The sequence below is a fragment of the Pseudomonas sp. CGJS7 genome (genome assembly GCF_036961695.1).
The window spans coordinates 1-11,607 of the sequence record NZ_JBAMDI010000210.1 but is presented as its reverse complement, the minus strand read 5'-3'; the positions used below and the strand labels follow the sequence as shown (position 1 = coordinate 11,607).

Genomic DNA, 11,607 nt, shown 5'->3' with positions numbered 1-11,607 from the left:
GAAAAAGGGGGTAGGGGGGATTTGCTTTTGCTTTCGCCCGAAGCAAATCCCCCGGCGCAGATGGTTTCGTTGGACTTCGTACCGAGTCGGCGCCAGCCCCCTTTTTCAAAGGGGGCGATGTTTTTTGGGGGCTTTGAGGTCTGGGACGGCACGGCGCGATCAGCGAAAAAGTGCCAAGATGCCGGCAGTTCATTCACCTCCGCTGCGATGTCCGACTCTCGCCCGCCCGCATTCGCCAGCGACAACAAGGATCGCTTGCCCGAAGCTTCGCTAGCGCAACTGCCGCTGCCGCTCGCGGCCGAACAGATCGCCGCGCTCGAAGCCGCCTACGCGACGCCGTCGCGCGCCTACCACAACATCGGCCACGTCGCCGAAGTGCTGCGCCATTACGCCGACGTCGCCGCCGATACAGGCTGGACCCAGCCGCGCGAAGTCGCCCTGGCCGTGCTCTACCACGACGCGATCTACCAGGCCGGCCGCCGCGACAACGAAGCGCGTTCGGCGCTGCTCGCGCGCGAGCACATCGCGCGCTGGCTGCCGGAGCAGGGCATCGACGCCGACCGCGTCGCCGAGCTGATCGAACTGACCGCGCGTCACGGCGCCATCGCGCGCGATGACGTGGACGAACAGACCCGCTTGTTCCTCGACGGCGACATGGCCATCCTCGGCGCCGAACCGGCGGTCTTCGACGCCTACGACCGCGGTATCGCCTCGGAGTACCGCGGCCATGTGCCCGGCCCGTTGTTCAAGCTCAACCGCCGCCGGTTCCTGAAGGGCTTGCTCAAGCGCGAGCGGATTTTCCTCAGCGACCTGTTCCACCAGCGCTACGACGCCGCCGCGCGCAACAATCTGCGCCGGGCCATCACCACCAAACGTTGAGCCAGCGGCGCGATTACAGGCGCCACACCACCAGCGCCTGCACCGCCGATTCGTCGGTATTGGCATCGCCGACTTTGTTGCGCCAGTACTGATATTCCAGACCGACGAACAACTCGTTGGCGCGGCCCCACAACTGCTCGCCGAGGTCGTAACGGATCTGCGGCTGGGCCAGCACATGGTGCGGCACTTTCTGTCCGAACTCGTTGCGGCGCGAGCCGACGAGTTCGATATGGCCTTCGATGCTGAAACTGGCCTTGCCGATCTTGAACGGCCGCGCGCCGTTGAGATCGAGCATCCAACTGTCGCCTTCCTTCGGCGCGCCGCCGTGGCGCACGCCGCGGCTGTCGTCGAGGTAGGCGGTCAAATCCAGATTGAGGAACGCGAAGCCCGGCGCGTCCAGGGCGAAACGCACGCCGGGCAGGTACTTGAGCACCTTGGCGTCTTCGGCCGCGTTGACGCCGAGGATCAGGCCGATGTCCTTGACCGGGCCGAAGCCGACCTTGTCGCCGCGGATCTTGCCGAGGCTGAAATTGCTGTAGAACTCGCCGTAAGCGTCGAGATCGTCGCGGGTGCGGCTGAAATCGATGAAGCCGAAGTTGTCGCCGTACTTCCAACCGCTGGCGTGCTGGAAGGTCCACACGTTGGTGTGGGCGGTGGCGCCGTTGGAATAGGGCAGATCGAGTTTGCCGCGTTGCCACTGCAATTCGGTGCTGCTCCATTCCAGGGCCTGGGCCGAAGGCGCGGCGGCGAGGCAAGCGGCGAGCAAGCAAACGCGGAAACGATAAGAGCCTGTACGAGCGCGGCAAGACATGAGCATGGACCCGACGACGAAAGTGCCGGCGAGTCTAGGCGGCGGCCAATCCGCGCTCTATCTGACTAGTACGAAATAAAAGCTCGCGCCGATGCGAGCCGGCGGCAGCGTGATCGGCGGTGTCGATCGCGCGTTGAGTTGAATGCGCTCATGGCACCGCGCAAGATTATTTTCGGTTCGCCGATCGCTACCGACGCTGCTGCGATCGACGCGAGTCCGGCACCTTATGTGCCCATCGCGCGAAGGCGGCCGGACGCATCCGGCCGCCGCGCGTGTTGTGGTCAGTGCGACAAGCGTCCCAACGAACTGTCCAGCACCCGTTGCAGCTTGCGCGCCGCGCCGCTGATGGCCGCGCGCATGTTGTCGGCGTCCTCGGTGGCGGCCACCGGCGGTCGGCCTTCCAGCCGCGCCTCGATGGTGCAGTGCTTGTCGCCGCCGCCGGTCTTGGTGCCGTTGACGTCGCGCAGGTGCACTTCCACCCGGGTGACCTGGTTGCGATAGCGGCCCAGGCTGTGATCGATCACGCCTTCCACGTGCTGGCTCAGCGACTCGTCGCCGCGCAGATGGTGGTCGGTGTTGAGCTGAATCTTCATGCAAACGCCTCCTTGTGGCGCTGGATGTTCGGGACGACCCCCGGGCCCTTGCCCGGACGTCTGCGCGGTCCGCCGTTGTCGTTCGGCTTGTCGGCCACGCATAAGTTCCGACCGGCGCCCGCGTGGAAGGTTCTCGTTGCGTTCAGCTTCGGCCCAGCCGGGGCATGTCAGGGTGTGGGATCGGCATCGGGGCGGGGCGGTACAATGGCCGCATGATCGTCAACATCGCCGCCTACCATTTCGCCGTCATCGACGATCCGCCGCAGCTCGCCGCGCGCCTGCGCGAACAGGCCGAAACCCTGCAACTGCGCGGGACCGCGCTGGTCGCGGGCGAGGGCATCAACCTGTTCCTGGCCGGGTCGGCCGAGGCCATCGAGACCCTGCTGCAGGGGCTGCGCGCGGACCCGCGCCTGGCCGATCTGGCGGTCAAGTACAGCCACAGCCGCACCCAGCCGTTCGCCAGGCTGAAGGTCAAGCTCAAGCAAGAGATCATCGCGTTCCGGCGCGAGCAGGCCTCGCCGCTGCAAGGCCGCGCACCGAGTGTGACGCCGGGCACGCTTGAGCGCTGGCTCGACCGCGGCGTCGACGATGCCGGCCGGCGGGTGGTTTTGCTCGATACGCGCAACCGCGAAGAAGTCGGTTACGGCAGTTTCGACAACGCGCTGACCCTGCCGATCGACAACTTCACCGAACTGCCGCAAGCGCTGGCGCCGCACCGCGAAAGCCTGCGCGACGCCACCGTGGTCAGCTTCTGCACCGGCGGAATTCGCTGCGAAAAAGCCGCGCTTTGGCTGCGCGCGGACGGCATGGACAATCTGCTCCAGCTCGACGGCGGCATCCTGGGTTACTTCGAACAGGTCGGCGGCCGCCACTACCAGGGACGTTGCTTCGTGTTCGACGAACGCGTCGCCCTGGACCCGCAGTTGCGGCCCTTGCACGATGCGGCCGCCTGACCGGCACTTTGTGCGGTTTATTACAAACTATTAACCCGTCTAAACGCGGCCTGCGGTTAGGCTGCGCGTTCGCGTCGCGCCGCTGCCCCCGCAGCGGCTCCCCCAACGCCGCGAACGAACCTCAGGCCTGCGTCCGGACCGCGCTTTGCGGCGTGGTCGGCGCGGCCGCAATTGAATCGAAACGAGGACCACCGATGAACCGACGCCTGTTCCCCGCGCTGGGCCTGCTTACGCTCGCCGTCCTGACGACGGCCGCCTGCAGCCAGCGCGCGCCGGTCAATTCCGCCGCCCCGCAGGAAACCACCGCCGCTCCGCCGCCGCCGCCGCAGGCGGTGCCCGATCCCGACGCCGATCCGGTCTCGCGCGCCTCGCCGCCGATGCTGACGCCGGTGGCGCTGGGCACCTTCGAGCCCGGCAATCCGGTGGCCCAGGCCACGGTCGGCAAGATCACCATCGACGACCTGGAGCTCAAGGGCGACAACGGTTCGCTGTACAAGACCGAACGGGTCGCGATCGTGCGCGGCGGCGACCAGTATTCGGCCGGCCAGACCTACGGCGCGACGATGCAGCTCGAGGCCAGTCAGGCGGTCGAATTGCGCCGGGTGCTGGAACAGATCCCGCCCAAGGAAACCCCGGCCAACGCGTTCTGCGGCACCACCCCGACCGGCTTCATCGCCCTGGCCAAGGTCAGCGAATCCAGCGGCGACGTGATCAAGCTGATGGCCTTGCAGGGCAGCGATCTGCCCGCGGCGACCGCGCAGGGCGTGGGTCTGTGCGCGTCGATGTTCTTCATGGGCAAGGCGGTCGAGAAGGCCGCCTCGTAAGCCGTCGGCGCGCGCGCCGACGCCGCGCGTGGCTTGAAGCAGCCAGGCCTCAGCCGGCGGATGTGTCCAGCAGCCGCCGCGCCGCGGCGTCTGCGGCGATCAGGCCGCTGGCGAAGCACGCGGTCAGCAGGTAACCGCCGGTCGGCGCTTCCCAATCGAGCATTTCGCCGGCGCAGAACACGTTCTCGCGCAGCGCCGCCACCCGCAGCGCCGGGTCCAGCGCTTCCAGGCGCACGCCGCCGGCGCTGCTGATCGCCTCGGCGATCGGACGCGCGCGCAGCAGGCGCAGCGGCAGGCGCTTGATCGTGCGCGCGACCGTGGCCGCGTCGTTCAAGCCGTCCTTGCCCAAAACTTCGAACACCAGCGCGGCCTTGACCGCGTCCAGCCCGGTCTGCCGGCGCAGATGCTCGCCGACGCTGCGGCCGCGGCGCGGCTGGGCGAAATCGTTCTGCAAGCGCTGCAGATCGCGGCCCGGCGCCAGATCCAGCTCCAACACCACCGAACCCTCGGCGGCGATGGCCTCGCGCAGCATCGCCGACAAGGCGTAGATCAGGCTGCCTTCGATGCCGGTCTGGGTCGCCACGCACTCGCCTTGCAAACTGCGCTCGCCGCCGTCGGCGTCGCGCCAATGCGCGACCACCGCCTTGAGCGGCGCGCCGGCGTGGCGCTGGGCGAAATGCGCGCTCCAATCGATATCGAAACCGCAGTTGGACGGTTGCAGCGGCGCGATGTCGACGCCGCGAGCGCCCAGCCACCGCGTCCATTCGCCGTCGGAACCCAGTTCCGGCCAACTGCCGCCGCCCAGCGCCAACACCGTGGCCCGCGCTTTGACTTCGATGATGCCCTCGGGCGTCTGCATGCGCAGCGCGCCGTTCTCGCTCCAGCCGATGCAGCGGTGCTGGACGTGGAGGCGCACGCCGTCTTCGCGCAGCCGCCGTACCCAGCCGCGCAGCAGCGGCGCGGCCTTGCGGTCGCTGGGAAACACCCGGCCGGAGCTGCCGACGTAGGTGTCCACGCCGAAACCGCGCGCCCATTCGCGCAGCGCGTTGGCGTCGAACCGGTCCAGCCAGGCCGCGATCTGCGCGGCGCGTTCGCCGTAGCGCGCATCGAAGCCGGGGCGCGGCTCGCCGTGGGTCAGGTTGAGCCCGCCCTTGCCGGCGATCAGGAACTTGCGCCCGACCGAGCCCTTGGCCTCGAACAGATCCACCTCCACGCCCAGCGCGCGCGCGGTTTGCGCCGCCATCAGGCCGGCGGGGCCGCCGCCGACGATGGCCAGGCCGGGGAGGGTGCGTGGTTCGGACATGGGCGGGGCGGGCGGCGAACGCGTGGCGGGCGCGCATTATGCCGCCTGGCGCGGATCGGACTGTGATCGGCCGGCCCCGACCATGGGCGTCGGCCCGGCGGATTCCGGCAATCGAATGTGATTCGCCGACGGCGATTTCGGCTTGGGCGCAGTGCTCGCCACCCAACTTCCGGCCTCTGGCGCGATGGAGCGCGATCGCCGACAGTGGCGGCCTTGTCGATTGCCGGAGTTGCGGAAGATGCGAGCCACCGATTTCAAGGCGCACGGTGCCGGATTGCTGATGTGCATGAGCGCGGCCAGCGCCGTCGCCCAGGCGCCGAGCCCCGCGCCCGCGCCTGCGCCGGCCGACAGCGTCGCCGCGCCATCGCCGCTGCCGGAACAACTGGGCGATTTCGACGCCTACGTCGAAGCGGTGCGCAAGCAGTTCGAAGTGCCCGGCATCGCGGTGGCGATCGTCAAGGACGGGCGCGTGGTGCTCGAACGCGGCTACGGCGTACGCGAGCTCGGCAAGCCCGAACCGGTCGACGCGCACACCTTGTTCGCGATCGCCTCCAACACCAAGGCCTTCACCTCGGCCTCGCTGTCGATGCTGGCCGACGAAGGCAAGCTGAGCCTGGACGACCGGGTGATCGACCATCTGCCGTGGTTCCGCATGGCCGATCCCTACGTCACCCGCGAGATGCGCGTGCGCGATCTGCTCGCCCACCGCAGCGGCCTGGGATTGGGCGCGGGCGATCTGCTGTACTGGCCGGGCACCGACTACAGCAACGAAGAAGTCGCCCGCCGTCTGGCCGAAGTGCCGCTGAGCGGCGGCTTCCGCGGTCAATACGCTTACGACAACATCCTGTACGGCGTGGCCCAGTTGGTGGTGGAAAAAGCCAGCGGACAGAGCTATCGCGACTTCCTGACCCAGAGCATCTTCAAGCCGCTGGGGATGCAGGAAACCCGCTACAACAGCGACGCGCTGCAAGCCGGCGACAAGGTCGCCAGCGGCCACGCCAAGGCCGATTTCAAGACGCTGGAAACCGCGCCGCGGATGACCTGGTCCAACGTCGCCGGCGCCGGCGGTTTGTATTCCAGCGTGCACGACATCGGCAAATGGATGCGGGTGCAACTCGACGGCGGCGTCTACGCGCGCGAGGGCGACAAGGAGCAGCGCTTGTTCAGCGCCAAGCGCCAGCGCGAGATGTGGTCGGTGGTGACGCCGATGCCGATCGCCGAACCCTCGGTGCCGGAACTGGCGCCGGTCAAGCCGAATTTCGCCGGTTACGGCGAAGGCTGGCAACTCACCGACTACCGCGGCAAGAAGTTGGTCTGGCATACCGGCGGCTGGCCGGGGATGGTGTCGCGGGTGACGCTGCTGCCGGAGTCGAAACTCGGCGTGGTGGTGCTGACCAACGCCGAACTCGGCGGCGCGTTCCAGGCGGTGACGATGCGCGCGCTCGACGCGTTCCTGGACGCGCCCAAGACCGATTGGAACGCCGCTTACGCCGCCGCGCTGGCCAAGAGCCGCGGCAAGGCCGATGAGGACTGGGCCAACCACCTCAAGGCCCGCGACGCCAAATCCAAGCCTTCGCTGCCGCTGCCCGGCTATGCCGGCGCGTATCGCGATCCGTGGTATGGCGATGTCTTCATCGAGCCGGCCGCGGGCGGCAAGTTGCGGGTGCGTTTCGGCCGCACCAAGGACCTGGTCGGCGAACTCTCGCATTGGCAGCACGACACCTTCATCGTGCGCTGGGATCGGCGTTGGCTCAACGCCGACGCGTTCCTCAATTTCGCCTTGACGCCCGACGGCAAGGTCCGCGAGTTGCGCATGGAGGCGATCTCGCCGCTGACCGATTTCAGCTTCGACTTCCAGGATCTGCGCTTGACCCCGGTGGCGGACAAGCCGGCCGAAGGCGAGGGCAAGTCCAAGCCGGCCGCGAAGAAATCCTGAGCGGCCGCTGGCCGTTGTTTCCGTTCACCGTTGAGGGATGCATCGCCATGCGCAATCGAACTTCCACCGCGTTCGCCGCGCTGACTGCCGCGGCATTGTCGCTGGCGGCCGCCGGCGCATGGGCCGATGAGCTCAGTGCGCAAGAGGCCTTGCGCGATACCGTCGCCGAGCTCGACAGCCAGGTGTTCGACGCCTACAACCGCTGCGACCTCGATGCCTTCGCCAAGTATTTCACCGAGGACGTGGAGTTCTATCACGACAAGGGCGGCGCCAGTTTCGACCGCGCCACGGTGGTCGACAACACCCGCAAGTACATCTGCGGCAAGGTCCGGCGCGAACTGTTGCCGGCCACGCTCAAGGTCTATCCGATCAAGGGCTACGGCGCGATCGAGGAAGGCGAGCATCGCTTCTGCGAGGTCGCCAGCGGCAAGTGCGAGGGCGGCGCCAAGTTCTTGATGATCTGGGCGAACCAGGATGGGCAGTGGCGGATGACTCGGGTGGTCAGCTATGGGCATCGTGCGTTGACCGATGCGGAGAAGGTGGAGTTGGAGCGTAAGCCCGGCGGGTGAGGGCGGTCGGTCGCGCGCGAAACGGGTAGAGGGGCTTGGAGCAGCCGATGTAACGGGCTCGCCTGGGCCGATAAGAGCCAGATCAAAATGGATTCCGGCTTTCGCCGGAATGACGGGTGGGGAAGGGCCGTCGCTGGCCATCGCGCGCTGAGCGAGGCGGAGAAGGCGGAGTTGGAGCGCAAGCCTGGCGGGTGAGGGCGGCTTTGGCGTTGCCGGCATAGCGGACTCGCCCGGGCCGATGAGAGCCGGATCAAAATGGGTTCCGGCTTTCGCCGGAATGACGGTGGATGGGGCGCGAGGTTTTGTTGGCGGCTGTTGCCGCCGGATCACTGCGCCGATTGCAGCCGCTCGCGCCCGCGCACCGCGGGTGTTGCCGCCCACACGACGACCGGTAACCGCCCGAGGTAGGGGGGCGGGCGGCTTGCCTCGTTGTTAACCAATGACTGGGGACCCAGTCGTCCCGCCGGCAGATCTCCAGGATGCCGGCGGCTGCTTGTGGCGCCGACGGGACCGTGCCCGTCCGCCACTTCCGGCCCTGCACCGCGGCGCTACGCGGTGCAGGGCCATCTTCCTCGGTCCGTCTTGATTGCCGTCGGCTTGCGGTTCATTCCCAGGCCGCTTCGCCGCGCGCGGGCGTCAGCCGCTGGGCCAGGAAATCCAGGAAGCAGGCGATGCGCGAGGCCAGTTGGGTGTTGCGGTAGTAGACCGCGTTGATCGCCTGGCGCACGTCCAGGGTTTCGCGGGCGAACAACTGGACCAGATCGCCGCGCTGGCGGTCGGCGCGGGTCATGAAGTCGGACAGGCAGACGATGCCTTCGCCGGCCAGGGCCAGTTGGCGCAGGGTTTCGCCGCTAGAGGCGTGCAGATGCGGGGCGATGTCCAGCTCGTTGCCGTGCGCGTCGCGCAGCGGCCAGCGGTTGAGGGTGGCGGTCGGGGCGAAGCCCAGCAGCACGTGCTCGCTCAGGTCGGCCACGCCGCGCGGCTTGCCGTGCGCTTGCAGATACGCCGGGCTGGCCAGGACGCGCAAACGGCTGCCCGGCAGCGGCCGTGCGTGCAGGGTCGAGTCGGCCAGCTGGCCGATGCGGATGGCGATGTCGGTGCGTTGTTCGAGCAGGTCGATGATCTGATCGTTGGTGTTTAGCTCCAGTTCGATCTGCGGATAACGGCGGCGGAATTCGCCGACCAGGGGCACGATCACGTGGAGCATGAACGGCGAGGCCGCGTTGACCCGCAAGCGCCCGGCCGGTTGTTGCTGGCGCAGCGCCATCTGCTCCTCGGCGTCTTCCACCGAGGCCAGGATCGCGCGCGCGCGGGCCAGCATCAGCTCGCCTTCCTCGGTCAGCTCCAGCCGGCGCGTGGTCCGGCGCAGCAGGGTGGTGCCGAGTTTCTCCTCCAGCCGGCCGAGCGCGCGGCTGACCCCGGACACGGTCTGATCCAGCGATTGCGCCGCGGCGGTGATCGAACCGGTGTCGACCACGGTGGCGAAGGCGAGCAATTCGTCGAGGCTGATCTTCATGGCCGCATTCTAGGCCCGCCAGTGCAGGCTGGCGGCCACGGGTCCAGGCGCGGTCGGATAAAACCGCTGCGTTTCACACAACCGCGCAGGCAGCGCCGGGTTTCTCGCCGGTTTTACTTCGCGCCGCGCATGCTCAGCCGCTCAATCGGATACACCCGGAGTCGATCGATGATCCATGCCACTCGCCCGACCGCGCTCAGCGTCGTCCTTGCGCTGGTCCTGACCGCCTGCGGCGAGTCCGCGACCTTGCAAGTCGCCGACGGCACCGGCGCGGCGCCGAAACTGCCGGCGCCCAACGCGACGATGTTGCCCACGGTCAACATCGCTCCGGCGATCGGTTGGCCCGCGGGCGCCAAGCCGACGCCCGCGGCGGGCTTGGCGGTGGCCGCGTTCGCCGAAGGGCTGGACCATCCGCGCTGGTTGCACGTGCTGCCCAACGGCGATGTGCTGGTGGCCGAAAGCAATGCGCCGGCTGCGGACAACAAGCCTTCCGGGATCAAGGCCTGGGTCGCCGGGCGGGTGATGAAGAAAGCCGGCGCAGCGGTGCCCAGCGCCGACCGCATCAGCCTGCTGCGCGATGCCGACGGCGACGGCGTCGCCGAATTGCGCACGGTGTTTCTGAAGGATCTGCATTCGCCGTTCGGCATGGCCCTGGTCGGCGGCGATTTTTATGTGGCCAATGCCGACGCGGTGTGGCGGTTCCCGTACCGCGAAGGCGAAACCTCGATCGCGGACAAGGGCGTGAAGATCACCGACCTGCCGGCCGGCATCAACCATCACTGGACCAAGAACCTGATCGCCAGTCGCGACGGCGCCAAGCTCTACATCACCGTCGGTTCCAACAGCAACGTCGGCGAGAACGGCATGGAGATGGAAGAAGGCCGCGCGGCGATCTGGGAACTGGACCGCGCCAGCGGCAACAAGCGCTTGTTCGCCACCGGCCTGCGCAACCCCAACGGTTTGGGCTGGGAGCCGGACACCGGCGCGCTGTGGACCGCGGTCAACGAGCGCGATGAGATCGGCAGCGATCTGGTGCCGGACTACATCACCTCGGTCAAGGACGGCGGTTTCTACGGCTGGCCTTACAGCTATTACGGCCAGCACGTGGATGCGCGGGTGACGCCGCAGAAACCGGATCTGGTCGCCAAGGCCTTGGCGCCGGATTATGCGTTGGGCCCGCATACCGCATCGCTGGGCATCGCGTTTTCGCGCGGCAGCAGTCTGCCGGCGACGTATGCGAACGGGTTGTTCGTCGGCCAGCACGGTTCTTGGAATCGCAAGCCCAAGAGCGGTTACAAGGTGATCTATGTGCCGTTCAAGGGCGGCAAGCCCGATGGGGCGCCGGTGGATGTGTTGACCGGGTTCCTCGATGCCGAGGAGAACGCGCTGGGCCGGCCGGTGGATGTGCGGCTGGATGCGCGCGGGGCGTTGTTGGTGACCGACGATGTCGGCAACAAGGTGTGGCGGGTGACGGCGGCCAAGGGTGATTGAGCCGGGCGTGTGGTGATTGGACGACGATTGCGGTGGTGCGCCGATGTTTGCGTTGGCGCGGTCGCGACTCGCGTCGCTCCTACAGGGAGGGACGATGCGATGTATAGCGACTGTAGGAGCGACGCGAGTCGCGACCGCGATGCATCACGATCGCCGCGAAAGCCGGGCGTTCAATCGCAACCGTCGCGCCGCCCATCGAACAACACCACCGGCCGCGTCGTCGCCAGCTTCGGCGGGCCGCCGGCGGTGATGAGCTTCAAATGCTCTTCGGACACTTCGATCCGCAGACGCTTGCCCGCACCGCGTTCGCGATAATCCAGATTGACGGTGTCGGCGGGCGCGCCGCTCGGGGCGCCGGTGGGGGCGGGCGTGCGTTCGAACTCGACCCGCGGCTGTGGTTTCAGGACCAGCGACTTCGTCGAACTCATCCCCGCCTTCGGCGCCGGCGCGGTCGGATCGTCGATCGCGTGGCTGGCCAGCAGCGCCGAGCGGCCGTCGCGCGCAAGCCACACGCGCAAGCGCCGGTCCGGATCGTCGCCATCGGCGTGCTGCAGTTGCCCGCTGAGCCACTGCGGGTGTTCGCGATCGGGCAGCAGACGCAACAACATCGTCGCCCGGCCGTTGGGTTCGGTCTTCTGAATCCAGCAGCCGCGCACGCGGTCCAGGGTTTGATCGATGCCGGCGGCGCCGTGCGGGTTCGCGTCCGCATCGGGTTCGGCGGCGTGAACCTGG

12 protein-coding genes are annotated in these 11,607 nt (G+C 67.9%); 6 read left to right on the top strand and 6 right to left on the bottom strand.

All coding sequences use genetic code 11. The features are described 5' to 3' along the window. On the bottom strand, positions 1-197 hold a 197-nt coding region (locus tag V7787_RS50560; RefSeq protein WP_336095078.1), incomplete at its 3' end, for a hypothetical protein. A gap of 10 nt (positions 198-207) precedes the next feature. Here V7787_RS50560 and V7787_RS50555 point away from each other — a divergent pair. Next, positions 208-879, top strand: coding sequence for an HD domain-containing protein (locus V7787_RS50555; protein WP_336095077.1), 672 nt, complete (start codon positions 208-210; stop codon positions 877-879). A 13-nt stretch (positions 880-892) separates the two neighbouring features. Here V7787_RS50555 and V7787_RS50550 read toward each other — a convergent pair whose 3' ends face one another. Together V7787_RS50550 and V7787_RS50545 are read right to left on the bottom strand one after the other, a co-directional pair. Continuing rightward, on the bottom strand, positions 893-1,645 hold the full coding sequence (locus V7787_RS50550) for a hypothetical protein (RefSeq protein ID WP_336095076.1): 753 nt from the start codon (positions 1,643-1,645) through the stop codon (positions 893-895). A 326-nt stretch (positions 1,646-1,971) separates the two neighbouring features. After that, positions 1,972-2,283, bottom strand: a complete 312-nt coding sequence (locus tag V7787_RS50545; protein ID WP_336095075.1) for an HPF/RaiA family ribosome-associated protein — start codon at positions 2,281-2,283, stop codon at positions 1,972-1,974. A 212-nt stretch (positions 2,284-2,495) separates the two neighbouring features. On the opposite strand from V7787_RS50545, the gene V7787_RS50540 reads away from it, so the two are divergent. Both V7787_RS50540 and V7787_RS50535 read left to right on the top strand, forming a co-directional pair. Further along, positions 2,496-3,236 carry a sulfurtransferase gene (locus V7787_RS50540; RefSeq protein ID WP_336095074.1) on the top strand — a complete coding sequence of 247 codons (741 nt, stop codon included), beginning with the start codon at positions 2,496-2,498 and terminating at the stop codon, positions 3,234-3,236. A 194-nt stretch (positions 3,237-3,430) separates the two neighbouring features. Further along, positions 3,431-4,060: a hypothetical protein gene (locus tag V7787_RS50535; RefSeq protein ID WP_336095073.1), complete on the top strand. Its 630-nt coding sequence runs from the start codon at positions 3,431-3,433 to the stop codon at positions 4,058-4,060. Positions 4,061-4,109: 49 nt separating this feature from the next. Here V7787_RS50535 and V7787_RS50530 read toward each other — a convergent pair whose 3' ends face one another. Then, positions 4,110-5,363 (bottom strand): TIGR03862 family flavoprotein, encoded by a 1,254-nt coding sequence (locus V7787_RS50530; protein WP_336095071.1) that lies wholly within the window; start codon positions 5,361-5,363, stop codon positions 4,110-4,112. 238 nt (positions 5,364-5,601) lie between these two features. Between V7787_RS50530 and V7787_RS50525 the strand changes: the two genes are divergently transcribed. Together V7787_RS50525 and V7787_RS50520 are read left to right on the top strand one after the other, a co-directional pair. Then, complete coding sequence (locus tag V7787_RS50525) at positions 5,602-7,299, top strand: serine hydrolase (RefSeq protein ID WP_336095070.1); 1,698 nt, start codon at positions 5,602-5,604, stop codon at positions 7,297-7,299. Between the two features lie 47 nt (positions 7,300-7,346). Further along, positions 7,347-7,868, top strand: a complete 522-nt coding sequence (locus tag V7787_RS50520; RefSeq protein ID WP_336095069.1) for a nuclear transport factor 2 family protein — start codon at positions 7,347-7,349, stop codon at positions 7,866-7,868. A gap of 604 nt (positions 7,869-8,472) precedes the next feature. On the opposite strand, the gene V7787_RS50515 is transcribed toward V7787_RS50520, so the two are convergent. Next, complete coding sequence (locus V7787_RS50515) at positions 8,473-9,384, bottom strand: LysR substrate-binding domain-containing protein (RefSeq protein WP_336095068.1); 912 nt, start codon at positions 9,382-9,384, stop codon at positions 8,473-8,475. 171 nt (positions 9,385-9,555) lie between these two features. Between V7787_RS50515 and V7787_RS50510 the strand changes: the two genes are divergently transcribed. After that, entirely contained in the window at positions 9,556-10,875 is a 1,320-nt protein-coding gene (locus V7787_RS50510) for a PQQ-dependent sugar dehydrogenase (protein ID WP_336095079.1), read from the top strand. A 170-nt stretch (positions 10,876-11,045) separates the two neighbouring features. Here V7787_RS50510 and V7787_RS50505 read toward each other — a convergent pair. Next, positions 11,046-11,607, bottom strand: a 562-nt coding sequence (locus V7787_RS50505) for a hypothetical protein (RefSeq protein WP_336095067.1), incomplete at its 5' end; no start/stop codon positions are given.